This window comes from Mesorhizobium sp. BH1-1-4 (genome assembly GCF_020165665.1).
GTDB lineage: Bacteria > Pseudomonadota > Alphaproteobacteria > Rhizobiales > Rhizobiaceae > Mesorhizobium.
Map to the genome: position 1 here is coordinate 1 of NZ_JAIUIN010000041.1, position 24,382 is coordinate 24,382.

General features: G+C 63.3%; 25 protein-coding genes. 13 read left to right on the forward strand and 12 right to left on the reverse strand.

What is annotated here, in order from left to right; all coding sequences use genetic code 11:
• Window positions 1-216 precede the first annotated feature (216 nt).
• Genes LB569_RS31300 through LB569_RS31310 form a run of 3 tightly spaced genes read right to left on the reverse strand, consistent with a single transcriptional unit; the run spans window position 217 to window position 2,715 of the window.
• A complete protein-coding gene (locus LB569_RS31300) occupies window positions 217-636 on the reverse strand; it encodes a cupin domain-containing protein (protein ID WP_224695349.1) in 420 nt (139 codons plus the stop codon).
• A 6-nt stretch (window positions 637-642) separates the two neighbouring features.
• Window positions 643-1,509: a phosphoenolpyruvate hydrolase family protein gene (locus LB569_RS31305; RefSeq protein WP_224695350.1), complete on the reverse strand. Its 867-nt coding sequence runs from the start codon at window positions 1,507-1,509 to the stop codon at window positions 643-645.
• 9 nt (window positions 1,510-1,518) lie between these two features.
• The gene (locus LB569_RS31310) at window positions 1,519-2,715 is read right to left on the reverse strand and encodes a Tm-1-like ATP-binding domain-containing protein (protein WP_224695351.1); all 1,197 of its coding nucleotides are present in this window, start codon (window positions 2,713-2,715) and stop codon (window positions 1,519-1,521) included.
• 98 nt (window positions 2,716-2,813) lie between these two features.
• Here LB569_RS31310 and LB569_RS31315 point away from each other — a divergent pair, with 98 nt between their 5' ends.
• From LB569_RS31315 to LB569_RS31345, 7 genes are all read left to right on the forward strand, one after another.
• The gene (locus LB569_RS31315) at window positions 2,814-3,497 is read left to right on the forward strand and encodes a TetR/AcrR family transcriptional regulator (protein WP_224695352.1); all 684 of its coding nucleotides are present in this window, start codon (window positions 2,814-2,816) and stop codon (window positions 3,495-3,497) included.
• A 359-nt stretch (window positions 3,498-3,856) separates the two neighbouring features.
• On the forward strand, window positions 3,857-5,173 hold the full coding sequence (locus LB569_RS31320; protein WP_140704002.1) for an ABC transporter substrate-binding protein: 1,317 nt from the start codon (window positions 3,857-3,859) through the stop codon (window positions 5,171-5,173).
• Between the two features lie 69 nt (window positions 5,174-5,242).
• On the forward strand, window positions 5,243-6,148 hold the full coding sequence (locus LB569_RS31325) for a carbohydrate ABC transporter permease (protein WP_224695353.1): 906 nt from the start codon (window positions 5,243-5,245) through the stop codon (window positions 6,146-6,148).
• A gap of 1 nt (window position 6,149) precedes the next feature.
• Entirely contained in the window at window positions 6,150-7,109 is a 960-nt protein-coding gene (locus LB569_RS31330; RefSeq protein ID WP_027144637.1) for a carbohydrate ABC transporter permease, read from the forward strand.
• The gene (locus LB569_RS31335; protein ID WP_224695354.1) at window positions 7,106-7,336 is read left to right on the forward strand and encodes a hypothetical protein; all 231 of its coding nucleotides are present in this window, start codon (window positions 7,106-7,108) and stop codon (window positions 7,334-7,336) included. Before LB569_RS31330 ends, LB569_RS31335 begins: the two co-directional genes overlap by 4 nt.
• On the forward strand, window positions 7,333-8,436 hold the full coding sequence (locus LB569_RS31340; protein ID WP_224541881.1) for an ABC transporter ATP-binding protein: 1,104 nt from the start codon (window positions 7,333-7,335) through the stop codon (window positions 8,434-8,436). The genes LB569_RS31335 and LB569_RS31340 overlap by 4 nt, the downstream gene beginning before the upstream one ends.
• Complete coding sequence (locus LB569_RS31345) at window positions 8,436-9,521, forward strand: ABC transporter ATP-binding protein (RefSeq protein WP_140704008.1); 1,086 nt, start codon at window positions 8,436-8,438, stop codon at window positions 9,519-9,521. Before LB569_RS31340 ends, LB569_RS31345 begins: the two co-directional genes overlap by 1 nt.
• 168 nt (window positions 9,522-9,689) lie before the next feature.
• Here the strand turns inward: LB569_RS31345 and LB569_RS31350 are convergent, their stop codons facing one another.
• Both LB569_RS31350 and LB569_RS31355 read right to left on the reverse strand, forming a co-directional pair.
• Window positions 9,690-10,121: a DUF4437 domain-containing protein gene (locus LB569_RS31350; RefSeq protein WP_140704010.1), complete on the reverse strand. Its 432-nt coding sequence runs from the start codon at window positions 10,119-10,121 to the stop codon at window positions 9,690-9,692.
• A 119-nt stretch (window positions 10,122-10,240) separates the two neighbouring features.
• The gene (locus LB569_RS31355) at window positions 10,241-11,212 is read right to left on the reverse strand and encodes an AraC family transcriptional regulator (RefSeq protein WP_224695355.1); all 972 of its coding nucleotides are present in this window, start codon (window positions 11,210-11,212) and stop codon (window positions 10,241-10,243) included.
• A gap of 181 nt (window positions 11,213-11,393) precedes the next feature.
• Between LB569_RS31355 and LB569_RS31360 the strand changes: the two genes are divergently transcribed.
• Entirely contained in the window at window positions 11,394-12,608 is a 1,215-nt protein-coding gene (locus LB569_RS31360) for an MFS transporter (protein ID WP_224695356.1), read from the forward strand.
• A 38-nt stretch (window positions 12,609-12,646) separates the two neighbouring features.
• Here LB569_RS31360 and LB569_RS31365 read toward each other — a convergent pair whose 3' ends face one another.
• Window positions 12,647-13,225 carry a TetR/AcrR family transcriptional regulator gene (locus LB569_RS31365; RefSeq protein ID WP_224695357.1) on the reverse strand — a complete coding sequence of 193 codons (579 nt, stop codon included), beginning with the start codon at window positions 13,223-13,225 and terminating at the stop codon, window positions 12,647-12,649.
• A gap of 97 nt (window positions 13,226-13,322) precedes the next feature.
• On the opposite strand from LB569_RS31365, the gene LB569_RS31370 reads away from it, so the two are divergent.
• Window positions 13,323-14,231, forward strand: coding sequence for an SDR family oxidoreductase (locus LB569_RS31370; protein ID WP_224695358.1), 909 nt, complete (start codon window positions 13,323-13,325; stop codon window positions 14,229-14,231).
• Between the two features lie 9 nt (window positions 14,232-14,240).
• Here the strand turns inward: LB569_RS31370 and LB569_RS31375 are convergent, their stop codons facing one another.
• Window positions 14,241-14,588: a GFA family protein gene (locus tag LB569_RS31375; protein WP_224695359.1), complete on the reverse strand. Its 348-nt coding sequence runs from the start codon at window positions 14,586-14,588 to the stop codon at window positions 14,241-14,243.
• Window positions 14,589-14,703: 115 nt separating this feature from the next.
• Between LB569_RS31375 and LB569_RS31380 the strand changes: the two genes are divergently transcribed.
• The gene (locus LB569_RS31380) at window positions 14,704-15,999 is read left to right on the forward strand and encodes an amidase (RefSeq protein WP_224695360.1); all 1,296 of its coding nucleotides are present in this window, start codon (window positions 14,704-14,706) and stop codon (window positions 15,997-15,999) included.
• Window positions 16,000-16,040: 41 nt separating this feature from the next.
• Here the strand turns inward: LB569_RS31380 and LB569_RS31385 are convergent, their stop codons facing one another.
• The 5 genes from LB569_RS31385 to LB569_RS31405 are packed head-to-tail and all read right to left on the reverse strand — an operon-like array spanning window position 16,041 to window position 20,310.
• The gene (locus LB569_RS31385; RefSeq protein ID WP_224695361.1) at window positions 16,041-16,436 is read right to left on the reverse strand and encodes a hypothetical protein; all 396 of its coding nucleotides are present in this window, start codon (window positions 16,434-16,436) and stop codon (window positions 16,041-16,043) included.
• Between the two features lie 40 nt (window positions 16,437-16,476).
• A complete protein-coding gene (locus tag LB569_RS31390) occupies window positions 16,477-17,469 on the reverse strand; it encodes an NAD(P)-dependent oxidoreductase (RefSeq protein ID WP_411970268.1) in 993 nt (330 codons plus the stop codon).
• A 2-nt stretch (window positions 17,470-17,471) separates the two neighbouring features.
• On the reverse strand, window positions 17,472-18,191 hold the full coding sequence (locus LB569_RS31395; protein ID WP_224695367.1) for a FadR/GntR family transcriptional regulator: 720 nt from the start codon (window positions 18,189-18,191) through the stop codon (window positions 17,472-17,474).
• 2 nt (window positions 18,192-18,193) lie between these two features.
• Window positions 18,194-19,363 carry a mandelate racemase/muconate lactonizing enzyme family protein gene (locus tag LB569_RS31400; protein ID WP_224695362.1) on the reverse strand — a complete coding sequence of 390 codons (1,170 nt, stop codon included), beginning with the start codon at window positions 19,361-19,363 and terminating at the stop codon, window positions 18,194-18,196.
• A 59-nt stretch (window positions 19,364-19,422) separates the two neighbouring features.
• A complete protein-coding gene (locus LB569_RS31405) occupies window positions 19,423-20,310 on the reverse strand; it encodes a sugar phosphate isomerase/epimerase family protein (RefSeq protein WP_015315643.1) in 888 nt (295 codons plus the stop codon).
• Between the two features lie 399 nt (window positions 20,311-20,709).
• Here LB569_RS31405 and LB569_RS31410 point away from each other — a divergent pair, with 399 nt between their 5' ends.
• The 3 genes from LB569_RS31410 (at window position 20,710) to LB569_RS31420 (ending at window position 24,083) form a co-directional block, all read left to right on the forward strand.
• Window positions 20,710-21,765, forward strand: a complete 1,056-nt coding sequence (locus tag LB569_RS31410; protein ID WP_224695363.1) for a sugar phosphate isomerase/epimerase family protein — start codon at window positions 20,710-20,712, stop codon at window positions 21,763-21,765.
• A gap of 50 nt (window positions 21,766-21,815) precedes the next feature.
• The gene (locus tag LB569_RS31415) at window positions 21,816-23,003 is read left to right on the forward strand and encodes a Gfo/Idh/MocA family protein (RefSeq protein ID WP_224695364.1); all 1,188 of its coding nucleotides are present in this window, start codon (window positions 21,816-21,818) and stop codon (window positions 23,001-23,003) included.
• A 228-nt stretch (window positions 23,004-23,231) separates the two neighbouring features.
• Complete coding sequence (locus tag LB569_RS31420; RefSeq protein ID WP_224695365.1) at window positions 23,232-24,083, forward strand: sugar phosphate isomerase/epimerase family protein; 852 nt, start codon at window positions 23,232-23,234, stop codon at window positions 24,081-24,083.
• Window positions 24,084-24,382 lie beyond the last annotated feature (299 nt).

A 24,382-nucleotide genomic window follows, 5' to 3' on the forward strand; every position in this document is an offset into this window, starting at 1 on the left:
TGTGTATACGAGACTGGGTTGGAACAGGGGTGGGGGTCTGTAGGGGCAAGGTCGGCGCAGTCCCCCTCACCCGGATTGCCAAACCGAATTGCGGGGCAATTCGGGCAATCCGACCTCTCCCCGAGGGGAGAGAAGGCGCATGCGCCGGTGTCAGCCTCTTCTCCCCTCGGGGAGAAGGTGGCCGCGAAGCGGACGGATGAGGGGGCCTTTGCGCGATTACTTTCCGCTCGCCGGGATCAGCCTGAAATCCGGCAGCTCCCGCAAGCCCAGTTCCGGCCCGGCTGGCGAATAGACAACGAAGAGCTGCATCGGCGCATCACCCGTATTTAGCGTCGAGTGGAAGCGGCTTTCCGGCACATAGATGGTGCAGCCGGGGCCGACCTTCTCGACCACCGGATTGCCTTGCTCGTCCTCGACCATTTGTTCGCCATGGCCCGAAATGACGAAGATGATCTCTTCCGCACCCGGATGGTTGTGGCGGGTATGGCCCTTGCCCGAGGGCAGGTCGACGACGCCGCCTGAAAAGCGGGTCGCGCCATTCACTTCGGGCGCTACGGTCAGTGACAATTTCCCCCAGTCGAAGCCGAAGGCGTCGACATCCTTCGGGTGGACAAACACCTTGCTCTTGTCGGTCATCTCTCATCATCCCTTCTTTTTCCTCGCGGGCGCTTTGTCGCCGCCCAGCGTGACGGCCTTGAAATCCGCCGTTTGCCTGGCGATCGCGGCTTCCGCCGGCAGCCGTTCCATCGAGCTCGCGCCATAAAAACCGTGCAGGCCCTTGGCACGAGAGAGAATGTAGCGGGCATCGTCGGGCATCGAGATCGGGCCGCCATGGCAAAGCAGGATGACGTCCTTGCGCACCGAGCGCGCCGCTTCCGAAATGGCGTCGATGGCCACGACGCAATCGTCCAGCGACTTGGCAGACGTGGCGCCGATCGAGCCGCCCGTGGTCACGCCCATATGGGCGACGATGATGTCGGCGCCGGCCTTGGTCATGGCGCGCGCCTCTTCCGGGTTGAAGACATAGGGCGTGGTCAAGAGGTCGAGCTTGTGTGCCTCGGCGATCATGTCGACCTCGAGGCCGAAGCCCATGCCGGTTTCCTCGAAACTCTGCCGCATGCTGCCGTCGAACAGGCCGATGGTCGGAAAATTCTGCACGCCGGAAAAGCCCATCGTCTTCAGTTCCGCCAAAAGCAGCGGCATGATGACGAAGGGATCGGTGCCGTTGACGCCGGCCAGCACGGGGGTCTTCTTGACCACCGGCAAGACCTCGTAGGCCATTTCCTTGACGATCTCGTTGGCATTGCCATAGGCGAGCAGGCCGGCGGCCGAGCCGCGTCCGGCCATGCGATAGCGGCCGGAATTGTAGATGATGATCAGGTCGATGCCGCCGGCTTCCTCGGCCTTGGCCGACAGGCCGGTGCCGGCGCCGCCGCCGACGATCGGCACGCCCTTGTCGATCATTCCCCGGAATTTCTTCAATATGTCCTTGCGCGGTATGGCTGGCATGTCTGGGTCTCACTGTCTGGCGATGTCGAGGAAGGCGGCGGTTGCCGCCTGGGCGAATTCCGGATCGTTGATGTGCAGCGGCAAGCGGGTGACGCGGCGCGTCGCATTCGGCCTGATGGTGCGCTCGATGGCTTCGAACAGGGCGGCGTCGGCTTCCGGATCGAAGAAGGCGCCGCCTTCGATGTCGAGCGCGGAGACGCCTTTTTCCGGGATCAGGAAATGCACCGGGCCTTCGCACAAAGCGAGTTTGGCACCGATCCATTCGCCGATCGCGCGGCATTCCCGCGCGGTCGTGCGCATCAGCGTGACATTCGGGTTGTGCTCGTAGAACAGGCGGCCACGATACCGTTCCGGGATGGTCGAAGGCGCCCAGAAATTGACCATGTCGAGCGCGCCCACCGAACCGACATAGGGCAGGCCGGTGCGGGCGACGGCGCCGAACCGATCCTGTGTCGCCGGCAGCACGCCGCCGAACAGCAGGTCGCAGACCTCCGTCGTGGTGATGTCGATGACACCCGACAGCAGGCCGCTGTCGGCCAGTTTCTCCATGCTGCGGCCGCCGGTGCCGGTGGCGTGGAACACCATGCAGTCGTAGATGTCGCGCAATTGATCGGCGATTGCGGTCACGCAAGGCGTGGTGACGCCGAACATGGTGAGGCCGATCGACGCCTTGCCGTCCGCTGCCGGTGCTGGATTGCCTGCCATGCCTGAAATCGCCTGAGCGGCGTTGTGCAGCACGACCCGGGAGAGCCGGTTCAGCCCGGCCATATCAGTCACCGATGGCATCATGATGATATCGGAGACGTCGACGTAAGGGGCGGTGTCGCCGGAGGCCAGCGTCGAGACCATGATCTTGGGCAGGCCGAGCGGCAGCGCGCGCATGCCCGCGGTGATAATCGAGGTGCCGCCGCCGCCGCCAACGCCGATCACGCCGGCAATGTCATTTCGCGACTGGATGAAACGGGTGAAGGCGACGCCCATGGCGGCGACAGCCGCGCCACGGTCATTGCCGCCGAGCACGGCCGTGCCGCCGGCGGGATGATGCGCCGCGACATCCTTGGCGCCGATGTCGACGGATATTGTTGCCTCGCGCGTTCCGACATCGACACGGCAGACGAGGGCGCCGGTGGCAGCGATGGCGTCGGCCAGGAAGCCGAGTTCCTCGCCCTTCGTGTCAGCCGTGCCCACCACATAGACGCGCTTCATCAAGGTTCCCAATCCCGGCGGCTGCGATGCTTGTATCTCATCGCCAGGATCGCACCGGCTGCCATTGCAATTTTTTGAGACGCGCGTATCGTATTGGTATGGATGTCTCACGTCAACAACCCGCAACGAACGACGATGCCGGTGAGAGAGCCGAGCGCGGACCCCGCGCGCGTACGAAACGGCTGATGCTGGAGACGGCGACAAGGTTGATGCAGGCGGGTGTCACGCCGTCGGTCAGCGAGGTGGCGGAGGCGGCGCAAGTGTCCCGCGCCACCGCCTATCGCTATTTTCCCAGCCAGGCAGCCTTGGTGCAGGCGGTCGTCGACGAGGGGCTCGGGCCGATCCTCACCTGGAAATCCACCGCCGCCGATGCCGAGCGCCGCGTGGCCGAACTGTTCGATACCGCCATGCCGCGCATCGAGGCCTTCGAGGCGACATTCAAGGCGGCGCTGAAACTGTCGCTCGATCAATGGGCGCGGCGCCAGGCGGGCACGCTGGGCGGCGAGCCGGCCTTCACGCGCGGCCATCGCGTCGAATTGCTGAAGGAGGCGCTCGCGCCGCTCAAGGATCGCCTGCCGCCGCGCGACCTCAAGCGGCTGGCGCAGGCGCTGTCGCTGATCTTCGGCGTCGAGGTGCTGATCGTGCTCAAGGATATATGGGGGTTGGACAGCCGCCGGACGATGTCGGTCGCGCAATGGGCGGCGCGTGCGCTGGTGCGGGCGGCGATCGCCGAGTCGGGCGCCGACACGGCCCGGATCATGCTGGCAACGACGCAGAAATAGCGCTTATCTGGTTGGACCAGATTTGAGTGTCGACTGCCGATATTAGTTCCAATGCAAAAGTCCACACAAGGCCAAAACGTATCAATGAGTAGGAAAAGATAGTGAAAACAGTTGGATAAGTCTGAAATTCGCTGACTTTGTCCGGCATCCTTGCTCAAGAAAGGGCTTGACGGGCATTCACAATTGGTAATACCAGATTTGGAAAGAAAAGCGGATCGAAAGTGAGGGCTGCGATCCATTTCCGGACAGAGCGAGGAGGCTCCAAGTTTGGAAAAGCGCGACCACGGAGGAACTACCAGGGCCGGCTCCGTCGCCGGCTCGCAAGACAAGGTAGAATGCGCACAAGGGAGGAAATCATTATGCGCAAGTTAGTGACCAGCGTGCTTGCTGGTATCGGCTTAACGCTTGCCTGCGGAACGTCCGTCTACGCGCAGGAAAAGTCGCTCACCATCTTCTGGGCGGAATGGGATCCGGCCAATTACCTGCAGGAACTCGGCAACGAGTACGAGAAGGAAACCGGCGTCAAGATCACGGTGGAAACCACGCCCTGGTCCGACTTCCAGACCAAGGCCTTCACCGAGTTCAACGCCCATGGCGACGCCTATGACCTGGTTGTTGGCGACTCGCAGTGGCTCGGCGCCGGCTCCACCGGTGGCCACTATGTGGACCTGACCGATTTCTTCAAGAAGCATGATCTCGGCAACGTCATGGCACCGGCGACGGTGAAATATTATGCCGAGTATCCCGGCAACAGCGGCAAATACTGGGCGATCCCGCTCGAGGGCGACGCCGTCGGCTGGTCCTATCGCAAGGACTGGTTCGAGGATCCGAAGGAGAAGGAAGCCTTCAAGGCCAAGTATGGCTACGACCTCGACGTGCCGAAGGATTTCAAGGCGCTGCGCGACATCGCGGAGTTCTTCCACCGGCCCGACCAGAAGAGATACGGCATCGCCATCTACACCGACAATTCCTATGACGCGATGGCGATGGGCTTCGAGAACGCGCTGTTCTCCTATGGCGGTGAGTTGGGCGACTACACGACCTACAAGGTCGACGGCCATATCAACTCCGACAAGGCGGTTGCCGCGCTCGATGCCTACAAGGAACTCTACAAGTTCACGCCTCCGGGCTGGGCCAAATCGTTCTTCGTCGAGGACAACCAGGCAATCACGGAAAACCTGGCCGCGATGAGCATGAACTTCTTCGCGTTCTTCCCCTCGCTGATCAACGAGGCGTCGAACCCGAATGCCAAGAACACCGGCTTCTTCGCCAATCCTCCCGGTCCAAATGGCGACCAGTTCGCCGCACTCGGCGGGCAAGGCATCTCCGTCATTTCGTACTCGAAGAAGCAGGACGAGGCGATGAAGTTCCTCGAATGGTTCATCAAGGACGAGACCCAGAAGAAGTGGGCGGCCCTTGGCGGCTACACCTGCAGCCAGGCAGTGCTCAAGTCGCCTGAGTTCCAGAACGCCACGCCCTACAACAAGGCCTTCTACGAGACCATGTTCAAGGTGAAGGACTTCTGGGCGGTGCCGGAATACGCCGAACTGCTGCAGCAGCTCAACCAGCGCATCTACCCCTACATGATCGGCGGCAGTGGCACCGCCAAGGAAACGCTGGACGCACTGGCTGGCGACTGGAACGCGACCTTCAAGAAATACGGCCGCGTGCAATAATCCTTCATGTCCCGCGGAGGGGGCGGTGTCGCCTCCTCCGTTTCTTTTTCTTGAACCGGGAGCAGGGTCTTGGCGACCACGATGATCACCACCCTCGACAGATCCTCGCGCGCCGCGGCACGCGGCCTGAGCGATATTTCCATCCGCAATCTCTTCATCATTCCGACGGTTCTGTTCCTGATCGTCTTCAACATTTTTCCGCTGATCTACTCGCTCGGCTATTCCTTCACCGATTTTCGCGCGTCGACCAATGCGCCGGCGAATTTCGTCGGGCTGCAGAACTATCGCGACCTGCTCAACGACCCCTATGTCTGGGCGAACTTCGCCATTACGGCGAAATACGTGATTGTCTCGGTCGTCGGACAGCTCCTGGTCGGCTTCGGCGTGGCGATGCTGCTCAACCGGGATATTCCGCTCAAGGGCCTTATCACCACGCTGCTGCTGCTGCCGATGATGCTGTCGATGGCGGTGGTCGGGCTGTTCTGGAAGCTGCTTTACGACCCGTCATGGGGCGTCATCAACTATGCGCTCGGGCTCGGCAATTTCGAGTGGCTGGCCGATCCCAAGATGGCGCTCTACGCCGTTGCGTTGACCGACATCTGGATGTGGTCGCCCTTCGTCATGCTGCTGTCGCTGGCCGGGCTGTCGGCGGTGCCGAAGCATCTCTATGAGGCCGCCGCGATCGACCGCGCCGGGCCGTTCTATACCTTCTTCCGCATCACGCTGCCGCTGGTCGCGCCGATCCTGATGATCGCGGTCATTTTCCGCACCATGGAAGCATTCAAGACTTTCGATCTCGCCTACATCCTGACCAGCCAGCCGACGGCGGAGCTGATCTCGATCCGGCTCTACAAGATGGCCTTCCAGGAATGGCAGACCGGGCGCTCCTGCGCGATGGCCTATATCGTGCTGATCATGGTGCTGGCGATCACCAACATCTACGTCAAATACCTCAACAAGGTGAAGGAGCGCTGAGATGGCCGCCGTCCGCACTTCTTCCGAAATCACCTTCAACCGCGTCGCCATCGTCGCCGTGCTGTTGGTGACCATCATCTTCCTGGCGCCGATCTACTGGATCGCCTCGACGGCGTTCAAGCCGCGCAATCTTGCCACCACCATTCCGCCGACCGTCGTCTTCCAGCCGGAGATTTCGCCCTTCGTGAAGCTGTTCACCAAGCGCTCCCAATTGCGCAGTCCGCCGTCGCCGGAAGAGTACGCCGCGGCGCCATGGTGGGAGCGTGTTGTGTTCGACGGTGGTGAAAAGATCGTGCGCGACGGCAAGGGCCAGGTGCAGTGGTCGGGCTATCCGAGCCGCTTCCTGAACTCGCTGATCATCGCCATCACGTCGACGGTGCTGGCGGTCGGCATGGGCACGTTCACCGCCTATGGCTTCTCGCGCTTCAAGGTGAAAGGAGAGGCGGACCTGCTCTTCTTCATCCTGTCGACGCGCATGCTGCCCCCGGTGGTGGTGGCGATCCCGATGTTCCTGATGTACCGCGCGGTCGGCCTCAACGATACCCACATAGGCCTGATCATCCTCTACACCGCCTTCAACCTGTCCTTCTCGGTGTGGCTGATGAAGGGTTTCATGGACGAAATCCCGAAGGAGTATGAGGAGGCGGCACTCGTCGACGGCTACACCCGCATGGAAGCCTTCTTCAAGATCGTGCTGCCCGAGGCCGCCACCGGCATCGCCGCCACCGCCGTCTTCTGCTTCATCACGGCCTGGAACGAATACGCCTTCGCGCTGATCATGACCAACCGCCGCGCCCAGACGGCGCCGCCCTTCATCCCGAGCCAGGTCGGCTCCGGCCTGCCTGACTGGACGGTGATCGCCGCCGGAACCTTCCTGTTCCTGCTGCCGGTCGCCATCTTCACCTTCCTGCTTCGCAATCATCTGCTGCGCGGCATGTCCTTCGGAGCGATCCGCAAATGAGCTTTCGCACCATCAATCAGAAATATCTGGAACCGGGCTCGCAGATACTCATGGTGCTCGGCATCGTGGCGCTGTGCCAACCCTGGAACATGACCCTGCACACCTACGGCCTGACCATCATCCTGATCGGGCTGATCGGCTTCAACATCACCTCGAAGATCGCGCCGGAGGAACAGGCCGGCACCGGTCATGGCGCGGATGCGCGAAATCCGGGAGCACAGCATTGACCCAGATCGAGCTTCGCGGCGTCCAGAAATTCTTCGGTGCCGTCCAGGTCATCAAGGACCTCAACCTAAAGATCGCGGACAATGAGTTCATCGTGCTGCTCGGCCAGTCCGGCTGCGGCAAGACGACGACCTTGCGCGCCATCGCCGGACTGGAAACCATCGACGAGGGCGACATCCTCATCGACGGCAAACCGGTCCAGCATCTGAAGGCCGCCGACCGCGACATCGCCATGGTGTTCCAGTCGTTCTCGCTGTACCCGCACATGAGCGTCTACGAGAACATCGCCTTTCCCTTGCGCGCCACGCGCAAGAGCAAAAGCGAGATCGACCAGGAAGTGCGCTCGGTCGCCAAGACGCTGCAGATAACGGATTTGCTGGCGAAGAAGCCGTCGGCACTGTCGGGCGGCGACATGCAGCGGGTGGCGATCGGCCGGGCGCTGGTGCGGCGGCCGAAGGCGATGCTGATGGACGAGCCGATCGGCGCGCTCGACGCCAAGCTGCGCGAGGAGATGCGGGCCGAGATCAAGCGGCTGCACATCAAGCAGGGCTCGACCACCATCTATGTGACGCACGACCAGATCGAGGCGATGAGCCTAGCTGATCGCATCGTCATCATGCATGAGGGCGTGCTGCAGCAGGTGGGAACGCCCGACGAGGTCTATTCGCGGCCGGCCAATCTGTTCGTGGCCCAGTTCGTCGGCAGCCCGGTGATGAATGTCGCTGACGCGGCGGTGACGGAGAAAGCCTCGGCCGCATCGGTGACCGTGGGCGACGCGGCTACCGGCTTCGAGTTTCCCAGCACGCTGCTGTCGAAGCTCAACGGTCATGCCGGCGATGGGTTGGCGCTCGGTATCCGGCCCGAAGGGGTGCTCATTCGCCGTGACGCGGCCGACGGCTTCATGGCCGTCGAGACCCAGATCGTCGAGCCGCTCGGCTCCTTCGACATCGTCGACCTGAAGGTCGGCACCAAGATGCTGAGAGCGCGCACCAAGAGCGGCTTCGTCAGCGGTCCCGGCGAGAAAGTGTTCGCCAGGATCGATCCGACGCAGGCGCATTTCTTCGACAAGGCAAGCGGCAAGTCGCTTGAGGTGAGGCTCTGATGGCCCATATCCAGCTCAAGAACATCTCCAAGACTTTCGGCAACCACACGGCCTTGACCGGGCTCGACCTCGACATTGCCGATGGCGAATTCTTCGTCCTGCTCGGCGAGACGGGCGCCGGCAAGACGACGACGCTGCGGCTGATCGCCGGGCTGGAAAAGCCGAGCGAAGGCCAGGTCTTCATCGATGGGGTCGACGTTGCCGACTGGGGCGCGGCCGAGCGCGACGTGGCGCTGGTGCTGCAGCAATACTCGCTCTATCCGCGCTACACGGTGCGCGAGAACCTCGAATTTCCGCTGAAGCCGAAGATCCGCCGGCTGCCGGACGCCGAGATCAAGGATCGCGTCGACCGCGCCGCCCGCACGCTCAGGATCGAGCATCTGCTCGACCGCAAGACCGACCGGCTGTCCGGCGGCGAGATGCAACGGGTGTCCATCGGCCGCGCCATCGTGCGCAAGCCGCGCGTATTCCTGATGGACGAGCCGCTGTCGGCGCTCGACGCCAAATTGCGCGAGGCGCTGCGCACCGAGTTGAAGAACCTACAGATACAGCTCGGCGCCACCTTCCTGTTCGTGACCCACGACCAGATCGAGGCTATGTCGATGGGCGACAAGGTTGGTGTGCTCAATCATGGCCGCATCATCCAGACCGGCACGCCGCACGAGATCTACAACAATCCGCGCGACACCTATGTGGCGAGCTTCGTCGGTTCGCCGCCGATGAACCTCATCGACGGCAGGCTGGTGAACGGCCGCGCGGTGATGGCACCGCTGAATTTCGAACTGCCGTTCGCGGGGGGAGCCAAAGCGGGTGCGGCGACCGAGGGGCGCCCGCTCGTCTTCGGCATTCGTCCGGAGGATGTCTATCTGGAAAGCGGCGCACCGGTCGAGGCGCGTGTCCACGACGTCGAGAACCATGGCGTCGAAAAGATCCTGACGCTGCGGGTCGGCGACACTACCCTGCGCGCCACGGTGCCGGCCAGGACCGATGTCGCGATCGAGCAGCCGGTGCGTTTTGCCTGGAACCCGGACAAGGTGGTGCTGTTCGACAAGGGCAGCGGCGTGAGCTTACGGCACGCTGGATGACGTCGCGACCGAGGTGTCGCGGAGAAGCACCTTGGACAGCGCCCCAAAACAAAACCCGCCTCGCGGCGGGTTCTTGGCGCGACTCGGCACCTCAACCAGATGTATAGCATGACTGCCCTCTGCAATCAATGTCGGGGGGCAATGCCGCTCGAACGGTTCGTCCGGTCTCTACTTCGGCAGATAGGTCTCGTAGGGTTCGGTGTTGAGCAAAAGGATCACGCATTCGGTGTCCGAGAGGCAGGCGTCGTCATGCATCTCGTTGGCCTTCTGGGTCCAGTAGGAGCCAGGCGGCAGTTCGACCTTGGTCGCCTCACCGCCCTCCATCTGCCAGTGCGCCCATAGGCCCTGGATGACCACGGCGCGATAGTCGGCGGTGTGCGCGTGGACGGGGGCGCGCCAGTTGCCCGGGACTTTCAGTAATGTTCCGGCTGGACCCTTGGCCCTTTCGCCCCACAGTGGTCCCAGGCGCTGCGGCTGGTCTGGCGCCTCGGCGACGTAGGGGATCTTTCCTGCCGGCAGATAGCTGTCCTCGAGGGCAAAGGCGCGTCCGGGAATGACCGACAGGACACCAAGCGCGAGCAGTGCGAAATGATTGGCCATGGGACTTCCTCCACGGGCCAGCTTATCCGCCGGATGCCGGCCGGCCATGACGCTGCGTCCAAAAGACCTGGCAATTCCTCCAGACCGGGAAGGATTGGAAGTGATTTTGGTGGCTGACGTCAGGACGGCTCTTCGCCGGCACCGCTATGGCGCAGATGGCTCGGCGCCACGCCCATCACCCGCTTGAAGGCACGGCTGAAGGATGCTTCCGAATCATAGCCCAGTTTCGCCGCCGCGACCGATACCCTCATGCCGTCCCGCGCCAGCCATTGCCTGGCCTGATGCATGCGCACGCGCAGCACATATTTGGCCGGTGTTTCTCCGACCACCGTGGCGAAGCGCTGGGCAAAAGCCGAGCGCGAGGCTCCCATCATCCGCGCCAGTGCCTCGACGCTCCAATCGCGATCCGGCTGCAGGTGGATGGTCGCCAGCACCTTGCCGACGTCGGGATTGCGGACGGCGGCGATCCAGCCGGTGGCATCGCCGCAGCCGTTCTCCACCCAGGAGCGGATGATCGTGGCGGCGAGCACATCGGCAAGGCGGGCAAGGATCCCGCCGGAACCGACCCGGTCCATCGTCACCTCGCCGGCCATCGCGTCGAGCAGATGCTGAATGCCCGGCGCGTTCGCCATCAACTTGTGCGCCTGCATCAGGGTGGGCATCATGTCGAGCAGCGGATGCGAGCCGTCGAGATTGAAATGCATGCTGCCGCAAAACAGCAAGGTCTTGGGGCCGCCGCACTCGTTGGAGACGTCGTAGATGTTCTCGCACACCGGTTCGATCGTGTAGCGGCCGATCGGCACCGGGGGCACGCCGGGCGCGCTGGCCAGGACATGCTCGTCACCGCGCGGGATCAGAAGTGCGTCGCCCACCGAGAGTTCGATCCACTCCCTGGCTGGTGAGAACAGCCAGCAGCCCTGCTGGCCGATGAAATGAAACCGCGCGGCTTTCTGGGCCGGGAAGGAAACGGCCCAAGGCTCGCCCAACACGCAGCGGCCATAGTCGACGCCGTCGAGACGCAATCCGCGCAGCATGTCGCTCAGCGGGTCGCCAGAAGTCGGCCGCGCCATTTTGGACGAATTGTAATTCATTCCGGAGTTTCTAACATGGAAACTCCAACTTGTCACTCCCATGTTGCGTTGCAGCCCAATGCTGCGTTGCAACGAACCGTAGACCGGCCGCATAGCCAAGCCATGGCGGCGAGGCATGTAACGGGTGGAACCCGAGCCGGTCATTTTCCATGCGGCGCCGCAAACAGATCGGAGACCGACCATGGCCGAACCCGCGACAGGCGCCATTGACGCCGCACTTCTCAACCCCGTCGAATCCGATGAACGAACCGAACCGGCGTGGGGCGCGGTCGTCTCGCTGGCCCTGGGCGTTTTCGGCCTTGTCACCGCCGAATTCCTGCCCGCCAGCCTGCTGACGCCGATGGCGCGTGATCTCGGCGTCAGCGAAGGCGTGGCCGGCCAGGCGGTGACGGCAACCGCCATCGTCGGCGCCATCGCCGCGCCCACCATGGCCATCGTCACAAGGCGCATGGACCGCAGGCTGGTGATGTGGATGCTGACGGTTTTCCTCATCCTTTCCAACCTCCTGGCCACCTTCGCCTCGTCGCTAACCACGCTTCTGCTCGCCCGTGTCGTGCTCGGTGTCGCCCTTGGCGGCTTCTGGGCGATGTCGGCGGCCATGGCGCTGCGGCTGGTGCCGATGCGGCTGATGCCGCGCGCCATGTCGATCATCCTCACCGGCGTGTCGCTGGCCACCGTCACCGCCGCTCCGGTCGGCGCCTATGTCGGCGACATCTGGGGCTGGCGCACGGCCTTCATGATCGCGACCCTCGTCGGGGCATTAGCGCTGCTGGTGCAGTTGGCCACCATTCCGAAGCTGCCGCCGGTCGGTGTCGCGAGCTTCCGAACCTTGCTAGAAGTGCTGGAGCGGCCGTCGATCAGGGTTGCCCTGCTGGTCGTGCTGCTGGTCGCGTCCGGGCACTTTGCCGGCTTCACCTATGTCCGTCCCTTCCTCGAGAAGGTGCCGGTGCTCAACATCGAGACGATCTCGCTGGTGCTGCTGGCCTATGGCATTGGCGGCTTCTTCGGCAACATTGCCGGCGGCTTCCTTGCCGAACGCAACCTCAAGGCAGCGGTTGCGCTGGCACCGCTGCTGATCGCATTGGCGGCCGCCTCGATGCTGATCCTTGGCGCGTCGCCCATGATCGCCGCCGCTGCCGTCGCGGCCTGGGGCTTCGCCTTCGGCGCGGTGCCGGTCGGGCTGCAGAGCTGGCTGGTGCGGGCAGCGCCCGACCAGGCCGAGAGCGCTGGCGGCCTGATGGTGGCGACCTTCCAGGTGGCGATCGCGATGGGCGCTGTGTTTGGCGGCCTGCTGGTCGACCATGCAGGCGTTGCCAGCGCCTTTGCCTATTGCGGCATCGCAACGCTGCTGGCTGCCATCGTGGTGTTCCTGCGCGGCCCGAAGCAGGCCGAATAGTCTCTCCAACAGCCACCACTGGCAACGGCCCGGGAACCCTACGGTTTTCGGGCCGTTTGCGTTGAGATGGCAGCGACGAAGCGGTCGAGACTGTCCTCGACATAGACGGCCACTTCGATCGTCGGATCGAAGCTCCACCATAGCAAGGCACCTTGCCAATGCGACGCCATCAGCAGGCCGACGTCTTGTGGCGGGTCGTCGACTTCAGCGAAGCAGGACGCAAGAGCGGTGCACAGGAATGCCTTCCAGGCCGCGCCGCGCGCCCTGAGCACGGGATCGCGCAGATCCTCGCGCAAGACGAGCAGGCCTTCGGCATAGGACTCGATGCCGCCATAGCCCTGCGACAGCGCCACCAGCAAGTCGATGGCGCCGGCCGGGGTCTTGGGCATGCTGGCGGCGAGCGCCCTTGTCTTGTCGTCCAGGTCGTCCCAGGCATGCAGCAAGGTGCGCTGCTTCAACCGAGCCTTGTTCTTGAACCGCTGCACCAGGGTTGCGCCGGACAGGCCGCAGGCTTTAGCCAGACGCTCGAAGGTGAGCGCCTCCGGGCCATGCTCGTGGATCAATCGCAAGGCGGCTTCCAGCACCTGCTCGTCGGACCGGGTTTTGGGACGGGTCATCTTGACATTCCAATATAACCGAATGATCATTTATATATGTTGCGAGCGGCATTAGCCAGCTCGGATTTGATCGATGATGCTGTTTTGGGAGAGTTCAATGACGTTGCAAGGAAAAGTTGCCCTGGTTGCCGGCGGCACACGAGGCGCCGGGCGCGGCATAGCGGTCGAACTCGGTGTCGCCGGTGCAACTGTGTATGTCACGGGGCGGAGCACGCGCGGCCAGCAATCCGAATATGCCCGGTCGGAGACCATCGAGGAGACGGCGGAATTGGTCACCGCGAATGGCGGCAAGGGCATCGCCGTGAAGGTGGATCATCTGATCGCCGACGACGTGCGCGGGCTGGTCGGGCGCATTCGCGCCGAGCAGGGTCGGCTCGACATACTGGTCAACGATGTCTGGGGCGGCGAAAAGCTGTTCGAATGGGACAAGCCGGTCTGGGAGCACAATCTGGAGAACGGCCTGCGCATGCTACGCCTGGCCATCGACACGCATCTGATCACCGCGCACCATGCCTTGCCGCTGATGATCGAGCGGCCGGGCGGGCTGCTGGTCGAAATCACCGACGGCACCGCCGCATACAATGCCGAGCATTATCGCCTGTCGCCCTTCTACGACCTTGCCAAGGTGGCGGTGAACCGCATGGCCTGGGCCCACGCCAAGGACTTGGCGAAACACGGCGCCACATCGGTCTCGCTGACGCCGGGCTGGATGCGATCGGAAATGATGCTGGAGATTTATGGCGTCGCCGAGGAAAACTGGCGCGACGCGACGGCGAAAGTGCCGCATTTTGTCATTTCCGAGACGCCGCGCTTCGTCGGCCGCGCCGTGGCTGCCTTGGCGGCGGATCCGGATCGCTCGCGCTGGAACGGTCAGTCGCTGTCCAGTGGAGGGCTGGCGCAAGTCTATGGCTTTACCGATCTCGACGGCTCGCGGCCCGATGCCTGGCGCTATGTTCCGGAGGTTCAGGATGCCGGCAAGCCAGCCGATGCGACAGGCTACCGGTAGCAGTCGGCTTCAAGCCGAACGCCCGTCGAAATCGAAGATCGACAAGGTAGACGGGTCGACATCATCGATACAGTTGATGTTGATGTAAGCGCTGTGCTCCGCACCTGCGCTGACATCCTCGGCGAAGGGATGGAGGCCGCAGCTGCGGCAGAAACGGTGCGCTATTTTCGCATCGCCGAATGTGTAGCGGCCAAGATCATCGCCCCAGGCAATGAGGGTAAGCTTGTCATGTGGCACGGCCCATAGCAGCGCGGCCTTGCGGGCACAGATCGAACAATTGCACCTGATGACGCCGCCAAGCTCGCCTTCCACCTCGAAAGCAACCTTGCCGCAGTGGCAGCTGCCCTTGTACAGCATCAGTATCTTCCTATCGCTGGCAGGTGCAAAGGCACGCTGGCCGGGTTATTCGTTTCGCGGGCCTGGCGGCTGCTTGCCCTAAGGACGTTTTATCCTGGCGGAGTCCGACATCGACATGCAATCAATCCGCGACCATCTCGAAATCATCCTGTCACGTCTTGCCAACCGTGCGGCCGACGAGAAGGTCTTCACGAAGCTTTATGCCGAAGCGACACGGGCCGCGGCTGACGCCAGCGAGGCCCGCAAACGAGCCGGCGTGACGCTTGGCCCACTCGACGGCACCATCGTCTCGATCAAGGATCTGTTCGATGTCGCCGGCGAACCAACGACGGCCGGCTCGCTGATGCGCAAGACCGCTGCGCCGGCTCAGCGCGACGCGGCCATCGTCAGCCGGCTTCGGCAAGCCGGTGCGGTCATCATCGGCAAGACCAACATGACCGAATTCGCCTTCACCGCGATCGGCGACAACATGCATTACGGAACGCCAGGCAATGCCGTCGACCCTAGGCGCATTCCAGGCGGTTCGTCCTCGGGCGCCGGCGTGTCTGTTGGCGAGGGCACAAGCGACATCTCGATCGGATCCGACACCGGTGGCTCGATCCGCATTCCGGCGGCGCTCAATGGTGTCGTCGGCTTCAAACCGACAGCGCGGCGCGTGCCGCTGACCGGCGCCTTTCCGCTTTCGGGCACATTGGACTCGGTCGGGCCGCTCGCCCGAACCGTCTCGCAATGCGCCGCCGCCGACGCGGTGATGGCCGGCGAGGTGTCGAACGAATTGGCAGCCATTCCACTCGCCGGGCTTCGCATTGGCATTCCGCGCGGCGTTCTTTTCGGCGACATAGAGGGCGAGGTTGCCGCGGTCTTTCAGCATTGTCTTGGCAGGATCGAACAGGCCGGCGCGCACATTGCGGATCTGTCGATCGACGACATTATCGCGGAGTTGCGCACGGCCACTAAGCGCGGTTCGATCGCGGCCATGGAAGGAGCCGAAGTGCATGCCGACTGGCTGGCGACCGGCGCACCCGTGGCTGTCGACCCGCATGTCAGCGGGCCTTTGGCGCGGGCGGCACTGCTGACGGCTCCGATCTATATCAGGGCGCTGCGCCGCCGCGCAGCGCTGGCCGCCGCCATGGATGAGCGGCTGGCGTCGGTTGACGTGCTGGCGTTGCCGACCACGCCTGTGACGGCGCCGACCATCGCCTCCCTGGCCAAGGATGCCGAACTGCGCGAGCGCACCGAAGGGCTGCTGTTGCGCAACACCCAGGTCGCCAATCAGTTCGACCTCTGCGCGATCTCATTGCCGATGCCAGCCATGACGCCGCCTGCCGGCTTGATGCTGGTCGCGCGCAACGGTCATGACCGCCGCTTGTTGAGGATCGCCGCCTCGATGGAGGCTTTGCTGGCCTCCTGACAGTTCTGTTCCGCTTCAGGCCGGAAGCATGCTCTTGGCGATCATTGCTTGCGTGAGAAGCAGTGCTTGCGCTCACTGTCCTTGGCGGTGCGCACGATGCTCGTCGCGACCAGCCAAGGCAGGCTGTAGTCCTTGCCGGTGAAGGTCTGGGTTCGATGTTCCATAGATCCCCTGACGACGATCTTGCCGGCATAAAGCACGTCGGACGCATCGGTCATCGCCTTGTCCTTCGGCGGCAATCGACTGGTGTCGATCGAGACACCTTTGATGATCTTGCCGGTGGCGAGGTCGAGCACGCTGTTCGATGGGCAGGGCGCCTTGAAGCAGCGCAGCCCGTTGTCGCAATAGACATAGCTGCTCTCGGCCATTGCCGGGGATGGCAAGGCGCAGACCAGGAGAGCGGTGGCAGCCAGAAAAGCGTGGCGAAGACCGGACATGGCCGCAGGGTCGCTAAGAAATGGGGCGAAAGCGCGATTGCTATATCTGGTTTGGAAACCGCCGCCGGTAGTGATCGACCACTTCAGGATTGCGCAGATTGACCGGCAGCTTGCCCGCCAGCACCAGCAGGGCTTCGCCGGCCGCGCCGACGCCCATGCGCATCATCGATTCTTCGGTAATGCCCGCCATATGCGGGGTGATGATGACATTGTCGAAGCCGAAATAGGGATGGTTCGACGGCAGCGGCTGCGTCGAGAAAACATCGAGCGCGGCACCGCCGATGCGGCGCTCCCGCAAGGCATCGATCAGCGCGTCATCGTCGACCACCGGCCCGCGCGACACGTTGATCAGCAGTGCGTTGGGTTTCATGCGGGCGATGCGCTCGCGGCTGATCAGGCCGCGTGTCTCCGGCGTCAGCGGGCAGCAGAGAACGATGATATCGCTCTGCTCGACCAGCGCGTCGATCGACAGGAAACCGACTTTTTCCGGCGCCGGCTGCATGCTGCGCGTCGTCGCCACCACTTTCAGGTCGAAGCCGTGCGCTGCGATGTGACCGACCGCTTGCCCGACGGCGCCAAGGCCGACGATGCCGATGGTCTTGCCGGCGAGTTCGATGTTGGAATTGGCATGCTCGCGGCCGGCGAGCCAACCCTTGGCGCGCAGGTCGCGGTCGACCCTGCGGAATTGCCGGAGCAGCGCAAGCGCGGTGAACATGACATGCTCGGCGACCGAGCGGGCGTTGACCGCCGGCACGTTGGCCACGAGCACGCCGGCTGCCAAGGCTGCCTCCATCGGGATCATGTCGAGCCCGGCGCCATGGCGGATCGCGGCCCTCAGTTTCCAGGCGCCCTCGAACAGTGCCGGCGGCAGCGGCGCGCGCACGATGACGATGTCGGCGTCCTTCGCCTCCCTGGCCAAGGTGACGGCATCGAGCGCTGAAGCGATGACGAGTTGACCGGCGCCGGCGAGCTTGGCCGAGGCGCGTGGGTGCAGCGGATGGGTCGACAGGATCTTTGGCACGGTCTGAGCCACGGTCAGGCCTTTTCGAGCGCCGGACTCGTGGGCGCGGCCGCCTTGCCGCCCTCGATCAACCCCTTCCAATAGCTCTCCGCGCCCTGCAGATGGGCACTCATCAGCGCCTGGGCGAGATTGCCGTCGCGACGCAGCAGAGCCTCGTAGATCTGCACGTGCTCGGCATGCGAGCGCACGCTGCGTTCGGGGTCGTTGAAGTAGATCGGCAGGCGCTGCTCGCCCATCAGATAATAGACGCTGCAGATGTTGTGGAAGACGCTGTTCTTGGTGGCGCGGACGATTTCGAGGTGGAATTCGCGGTCTTCCTTGGCCAAGCCTTCGCCAGCGGCGATACGCTCCTCGGACGCCTTCAAGATTTCGCGCAGCCGTTCGAAATTCTCCTCGGTGGCGCGCGAGCAGGCAAGCTCCGCCGCCTTGATCTCATGGATCTTGCGCAACTCGACCGTTTCATAGATCTGCAGCGGATCGAGCGGCAGGCCGGCGCGGGCGAACAGCGCCAGCGCCTCGACGCTGGCCTGTTTGGTGTCGACATAGATGCCTGATTTGGCGCGGCGCTCGACGATGCGCATGGCCTCGAGAATGGCGAGCGCTTCACGGATCTGGCCGCGACTGACGGCGAAATGCTCCGCCAGTTCACGTTCCGATGGCGTGCGTCCGGTCTCCTTGTCCGAGTGGGAGAACAGATAGGCGGCGAGTTCCGCGAGAAGGTTCTTTTCTTTCATCGTCAACAGCGTTGCGCGTGCGCCTCCAGGAATCGCTCCGAAACGGTGAATCCCAATCCGGGCTTTCCCGGGATCGCTATCATACCGTCCCTGGCTTCGACAGTCTCTTCGACCAGATCGTGGATCATCGGATTGGCGCCGAGCGAATATTCGACCGTGAAACTCGAAGGCGATGCGGCACAGACATGCAGCCCGGCGAAGAAGCATGGCGCGCCGGCCCATAGATGCGGCGCGAAGCGCAAATTGAAGGCGCTGGCGATGGTGCCGATCTTCATTGCCTCGCTGATGCCACCGCAGAACGCCGGGTCCGGCTGAAAGATGTCGGCCGCCTTGAGCACGGCGAGGTCGCGGAAGGCATAGCGCGTCGCCTCGCTTTCGCCGGTGGCGATCGGAACGGTGCCGGCGGCGCGCACTTCGGCCATGCCTGGCTTGTCGTCGGCGATCACGGGCTCCTCGAACCAGGCGAGGTCGAGATCGCCGACGAGATGGATGAAGCGCTTGGCTTCGCCGACCGTATAGGTGCCGTGGGCATCGACCATCAGCTCGACATCGGGGCCGAGCGCCTGGCGCGCGGCGCGCACGCGGGCGGCGGAAATGTGCGCCGCGCCATCCATGGCGCCGACCCGCATCTTCAACGCCTTGAAGCCGCCCTTGGCGATGTAGGATTTCAATTGCTCGCCGATGGCATCGGCCGATGCCCAGCCACCGGAGGCATAGGCCTGCATACGATCGACCTTGCGGCCACCGAGAAGCCGCCAGACCGGCTGGCCCAGCGACTTGCCCAGGATGTCCCAAAGCGCGATGTCGACGGCGCTGATTGCGGCGACGCTCATGCCGCGCCGCGCCAGCTGCGGCATGGCGTGGCCCGCGTAAGCGGCACTCTCGTGGCGCACGCCGTTGTAGAGCATCTCCCAGATGACGCCAATGTCGGCCGGATCGCGGCCGATCAATTGCGGCCCGACTTCTTGGTTCAGCATGTGGACGAGGGCGCCGTAGCTGCCGGCGCTGCCGGCGGCGTTCTTGCCTTCGCCCCAGCCGACCAGCCCGTCATCGGTTTCGATGCGCAGGATGGCGGCGTCGAAGGTCATCACCTGGCCGAAGTCGCTGCGATGCTGCTTCGCGGCTTCGATCGGGACGCGGACCCACCAGGCTTGGACGGTCTTGATGCGCATGTTTTTCCCCAACCCTGCCGCCGGCCGGGCGGAAGGGCAAATTTCCCAGAGGCAATCGACTACTTGATCAGCGGCAGCAGCGTTTCGGCGGTGATGCGCATCTGGTCGGTGTAGAATTTCTCGGTGAGCACGCTGGAGCCATGGTCCTGGATGAACTTCAGCTGCTCGGGCGAGATATCGACCGGGTGACGCTCGACCATGTCGGGATAGGGTGCCGCCGGCGTACGATCGACCGGGGCGACGAACTCATTGGTCAGCGCGCCGTCATAGCCGACTTCCTTCAAGGTCGCGACGATCCTGGGCCAGTCGATCTGGCCAAGGCCGGCGGCGAAGCGGTTGTTGTCGGCGACATGGAAATCGAACAGGCGCTTTCCGACCTGCCGGATGGCGTCATGGACGTTAAATTCCTCCATGTGGATGTGGTAGGCGTCGAGGCAGACGCCGCATTCGGGGCTGACCGCGTCGGCCAGCGCCAGCGCCTGGGCGCCGCGGTTGAACAGATAGGTTTCGAAGCGGTTGAGCGGTTCGACGGCGATCTTGACGCCGACCTTCTTGGCATGAGTGAAGCATTCGCGAGTCGCGTCGACGACCCACTTCCATTCCTCTTCCTCGGTGCCGTCCGGGACCACCTTGCCGACTGTCGCCGGAACGAGCGTGATGATCTCGCCATCGAGCTCGCCGACCATGGTCAGCACGTCCTTGACATATTGCACGGAGCGCTCGCGCTGGCCCTGGTCCCTGGCGGCGAGGTTGCGTTCACCCAGCATCAAGGTCACCGCGCCCCAGCAGCGAATGCCATGCTCCTTCAGCAACGCCCGCGTCTCCTTGGTCTTGTACTGCGCTGGCTCGCCGGAAATCTCGATCGACTCATAGCCGAATTTCTTGATGCGCTTCAGCGTCGTCTCAAGCGGTTCCGCGCGCATCCAGTTGTGCGTCGAAAGATGCATGGTCTGTCCTTCCCGGATTCGTCCGTATGGTTTGCCTTCGACATGCATCGCCGAAAGACGACGCAAGGGTTCCTCCCCAACGCATCCCCAGCCATTTCTTGCAAACTGGTTAGACCAATTGGGCCTGAATTGAGGTCTACAGCAAATTCTTCGAGACGGCAACAACCGAGGCTCCGCAACTTTCAAGGCGGATTAGTTTGTTGATTACATTGCGATATATGCCGTTATTTCACCCTCTCGGAGCGCCTTTTCAGTGCATTCCGAGGCTTGACCAGATTGCCTTATTTGGTCATACCAGAATGGCGGCGTCGGCGGAGCGTCCGACGCGATAAGACCAAAGTGACTGGTCCTGCTTCCATCAGGCGCTATGCTGGGTCGCGACAAACGAGGAGGATGCCGATGCCGACGACAATGAAGGGCCCTGGGCTGTTTCTGGCACAGTTCGCGGGCGATGCCGCACCGTTCAATTCGCTGGCGTCGATCGCCAAATGGGCCGCCGGTCTCGGCTACAAGGGCGTTCAGATCCCGACCTGGGACGCACGCCTGTTCGACCTCAAGAAGGCGGCGTCTTCCAAGGCCTATTGCGATGAGGTGAAGGGGATCTGCACGGATGCCGGCGTCGAGATCACCGAACTGTCGACGCATCTGCAGGGGCAGTTGGTGGCGGTGCATCCGGCCTATGACGCGCAGATGGATGGCTTCGCACCGCCATCGGTGCACAACAATCCGAAGGCGCGGCAGGAATGGGCTGTCGAACAGATGAAATTCGGCGCCAAGGCATCGCGCAATCTGGGGCTCGATGTCTCGGTATCGTTCACCGGCTCGCTGGCTTTCCCTTACCTCTATCCCTTCCCGCAGCGGCCCGCCGGACTGATCGAGGAAGCCTTTGGCGAACTTGGCAAACGCTGGAAGCCGATCCTTGATGTCTATGAGGACAATGGTGTCGATGTCGGCTACGAAATCCATCCTTCAGAGGACGTGTTCGATGGGGCGACCTTCGAGATGTTCCTCGACGCCGTGGGCGGCCACAAGCGCTGCAACATCAATTACGACCCTTCGCACTTCCTGCTGCAGCAGCTCGACTATCTCGAATTCATCGATATCTATCATGAGCGGATCAAGGCGTTCCACGTCAAGGATGCCGAGTTCAATCCGACCGGCCGGCAGGGCGTGTACTCCGGTTACCAGAGCTGGACGAACCGCGCCGGCCGCTTCCGTTCGCTCGGCGACGGGCAAGTGGATTTCGGCGGCATCTTCTCCAAGCTGACGCAGTACAATTACGGTTCCTGGGCGGTGCTGGAGTGGGAGTGCTGCCTGAAGCATCCTGAGGATGGTGCCGCCGAAGGGGCGCCCTTCATCCAGCACCACATCATCCGGGTGACCGAGAAGGCATTCGACGACTTTGCCGCCGGCACGACGGACAAGAAGCTGCTGCGCGCCATGATGGGAATCTGACACCGATTTCGCTCCCCCTTGGGGGAGGTATTCATACGAGGGAGAAAAACATGGTTGGCGCATCGAAGTCGGAAACGGGAGGCGGCCCGATCCGCTACGGCATGGTCGGTGGCGGGCAAGGCGCCTTCATCGGCGCGGTGCACCGGATCGCGGCACGCCTGGACAATGATTTCGTGCTGGTTGCGGGCGCCCTGTCGTCCGACCCGGCCCGTGCGAAAGCCTCGGCAGCCGAACTCGGGCTCGATCCCTCGCGCAGCTACGCGTCCTACGCCGAAATGGCCAAGGCCGAGGCGAAGCGCCCGGATGGCATCGAGGCGGTGGCCATCGTCACGCCGAACAATGTCCACGTGCCGGCGGCCAAGGCCTTCCTGGAGGCAGGCATCCATGTGATCTGCGACAAGCCGCTGGCCACGACGCTCGCCGAAGCCAAGAAGCTCGCGGCGGTCGTCGAGAAGACCGGCAAGGTGTTCGTGCTCACCCACAATTATACCGCCTATCCGATGGTGCGGCAGGCGCGCGAGATGGTGGCCAAGGGCGTGCTTGGCGACATCCGCATCGTGCAATCGGAATATCCGCAGGACTGGCTGACCGAGGACCTCGCCGCCACCGGCCAGAAGCAGGCGTCGTGGCGCGGCGATCCCAAGCAGGCGGGCGCCGGCGGTGCGCTGGGCGACATCGGCACCCATGCCTACAATCTCGCTCGCTTCGTTTCCGGGCTCGAACTCGACTCCCTGTCGGCCGATCTCGACGCCTTCGTGCCGGGCAGGCTGCTCGACGACAATGTCAACGTCATGCTGCGTTTCAAGCCGACGGGAAAAACGCACCCGGCCAAGGGCATGATCTGGGCGAGCCAGGTGGCGCCGGGTCATGAGAACGGCCTGAAGCTGCGCATCTACGGTTCGAAGGGCGGGCTGGAATGGGTGCAGGCCGATCCCAACTATCTCTGGTACACGCCATTCGGCCAGCCCAAGCAGTTGATCACCCGCAATGGCGCCGGTGCGCTGCCGGTGGCGGGCCGCGTCAGCCGCGTACCGTCGGGTCATCCCGAAGGTTACCTCGAGGGCTTCGCCAACATCTATCAGGAGGCCGCGCGGGCGATCCGCGCGGCGCGCAAGAAGGGTGGCAAGCCGGCAAAGGATGTCGCCTTCCCGACCATTCAGGATGGTGTCGAGGGCATGGCCTTCATCGAAGCCTGCGTGAAGTCGTCGAAGAAGAACGGGGCGTGGACGAAGCTTTAGCCGCGCGGTGGGTAAAGAAGGCCCCCTCACCCGGATTGCCAGCCGAATTGCAAAGGGCAATTCGGGGCAATCCGACCTCTCCCCCAAGGGAGAGGAGGAGGTGGCGCCGACGCTAAGTCTCTTCTCCCCTCGGGGAGAAGGTGGCCGCGAAGCGGCCGGATGAGGGGCAGTTTGCGCGAAGCTGACGGGACAGCCAGTACGCGCCATCAAATGAGGGGGAGGGCGTCGATGAAAATCGGCATGTGCATGTTCTTATGGACGACCAGCGTCTCGAAAAAGCACGAGGCGCTGCTGCGGAACATCAAGGCGACGGGCTTCGATGGGGTCGAGATACCGGTCTTTGCCGGTGCGCCGGATGATTACAGAAAGCTCGGCGACCTGCTCGACCGCATCGGGCTGGAGCGCACGGCGGTCTCGGCGATGGGCGATCCGTCAATGAACCTGATCTCGGCCGACGCGGCAACGCGCAAGGCCGGTATCGGCTATATGAAATGGGCCATCGATTGCGCCGATGCGCTTGGTGCGCGGACATTGAGCGGTCCGCTGCATTCGACGCTTGGCGCCTTTTCCGGATCCGGGCCGACTGCCGCCGAAAAGAAGCGCTCGGTCGCATCGCAGCGCGCTATCGGCGACCATGCCGGCAAACGGGGTGTCACCATCGGGCTCGAGGCGCTGAACCGCTTCGAATGTTATCTTCTCAACACCATGGCCGACTTGTCGGAACATATCGACGCCATCGACCGGCCGCACATCAAGGCGATGTACGACACCTTCCACGCCAATATCGAGGAGGCCGACCCGATCGGCGCCTATACGAAGCACCGCCGCAATGTCGTGCATATCCACATATCGGAGAACGATCGCGGCGTGCCGGGGCGCGGCAACATTCCGTGGAAAGAGACTTTCGCGGCGATCCGCAAGAGCGGCTATGACGACTGGCTGACCATCGAGGCGTTCGGGCGCTCGCTCAAGGATCTAGCGGCGGCGACCAAGGTTTGGCGCGATTTTTCGGAGAGCCCGGAAGCGGTTTATCGCGAGGGGTATCAGCATATCCGGAGCGGGTGGAAGAAGGCGGCTTAGGCGCCCTGCGCCTGATCCATTTTATTGCGTTCGCGGCGGTTGCCAGGTGGTTCCCCCACTCCGTCTCGGCTTCGCCGAGCCACCTCTCCCCCCTCCGGAGGGAGAGGAAAGGGAGCCTGGTGGCTCGGGTGAGGAAGAAAGTCTCGGTCTAAGGAGGATGGGCGCCGCCTTAGACAGCTTGGCGGCTTTCCTCTCCCCCGTCGATCGGGGGAGAGGTGTCGAGTGTCCGAACCGGATAGATAGGTAACAGAATGGACTGATTGCATGGGTGACAGTTTTCTTGTCCGCCGGGAGGACCG

Excerpts from the sequence above, each read along its gene's own strand:
- LB569_RS31300 (WP_224695349.1), bottom strand. The coding sequence starts at position 636 with ATGACCGACAAGAGCAAGGTGTTTGTCCACCCGAAGGATGTCGACGCC.
- LB569_RS31305 (WP_224695350.1), bottom strand. The coding sequence starts at position 1,509 with ATGCCAGCCATACCGCGCAAGGACATATTGAAGAAATTCCGGGGAATG.
- LB569_RS31310 (WP_224695351.1), bottom strand. The coding sequence starts at position 2,715 with ATGAAGCGCGTCTATGTGGTGGGCACGGCTGACACGAAGGGCGAGGAA.
- LB569_RS31315 (WP_224695352.1), top strand. The coding sequence starts at position 2,814 with ATGGATGTCTCACGTCAACAACCCGCAACGAACGACGATGCCGGTGAG.
- LB569_RS31320 (WP_140704002.1), top strand. The coding sequence starts at position 3,857 with ATGCGCAAGTTAGTGACCAGCGTGCTTGCTGGTATCGGCTTAACGCTT.
- LB569_RS31330 (WP_027144637.1), top strand. The coding sequence starts at position 6,150 with ATGGCCGCCGTCCGCACTTCTTCCGAAATCACCTTCAACCGCGTCGCC.
- LB569_RS31335 (WP_224695354.1), top strand. The coding sequence starts at position 7,106 with ATGAGCTTTCGCACCATCAATCAGAAATATCTGGAACCGGGCTCGCAG.
- LB569_RS31345 (WP_140704008.1), top strand. The coding sequence starts at position 8,436 with ATGGCCCATATCCAGCTCAAGAACATCTCCAAGACTTTCGGCAACCAC.
- LB569_RS31350 (WP_140704010.1), bottom strand. The coding sequence starts at position 10,121 with ATGGCCAATCATTTCGCACTGCTCGCGCTTGGTGTCCTGTCGGTCATT.
- LB569_RS31355 (WP_224695355.1), bottom strand. The coding sequence starts at position 11,212 with ATGAATTACAATTCGTCCAAAATGGCGCGGCCGACTTCTGGCGACCCG.
- LB569_RS31360 (WP_224695356.1), top strand. The coding sequence starts at position 11,394 with ATGGCCGAACCCGCGACAGGCGCCATTGACGCCGCACTTCTCAACCCC.
- LB569_RS31365 (WP_224695357.1), bottom strand. The coding sequence starts at position 13,225 with ATGACCCGTCCCAAAACCCGGTCCGACGAGCAGGTGCTGGAAGCCGCC.
- LB569_RS31370 (WP_224695358.1), top strand. The coding sequence starts at position 13,323 with ATGACGTTGCAAGGAAAAGTTGCCCTGGTTGCCGGCGGCACACGAGGC.
- LB569_RS31375 (WP_224695359.1), bottom strand. The coding sequence starts at position 14,588 with ATGCTGTACAAGGGCAGCTGCCACTGCGGCAAGGTTGCTTTCGAGGTG.
- LB569_RS31380 (WP_224695360.1), top strand. The coding sequence starts at position 14,704 with ATGCAATCAATCCGCGACCATCTCGAAATCATCCTGTCACGTCTTGCC.
- LB569_RS31385 (WP_224695361.1), bottom strand. The coding sequence starts at position 16,436 with ATGTCCGGTCTTCGCCACGCTTTTCTGGCTGCCACCGCTCTCCTGGTC.
- LB569_RS31395 (WP_224695367.1), bottom strand. The coding sequence starts at position 18,191 with ATGAAAGAAAAGAACCTTCTCGCGGAACTCGCCGCCTATCTGTTCTCC.
- LB569_RS31400 (WP_224695362.1), bottom strand. The coding sequence starts at position 19,363 with ATGCGCATCAAGACCGTCCAAGCCTGGTGGGTCCGCGTCCCGATCGAA.
- LB569_RS31405 (WP_015315643.1), bottom strand. The coding sequence starts at position 20,310 with ATGCATCTTTCGACGCACAACTGGATGCGCGCGGAACCGCTTGAGACG.
- LB569_RS31410 (WP_224695363.1), top strand. The coding sequence starts at position 20,710 with ATGCCGACGACAATGAAGGGCCCTGGGCTGTTTCTGGCACAGTTCGCG.
- LB569_RS31415 (WP_224695364.1), top strand. The coding sequence starts at position 21,816 with ATGGTTGGCGCATCGAAGTCGGAAACGGGAGGCGGCCCGATCCGCTAC.
- LB569_RS31420 (WP_224695365.1), top strand. The coding sequence starts at position 23,232 with ATGAAAATCGGCATGTGCATGTTCTTATGGACGACCAGCGTCTCGAAA.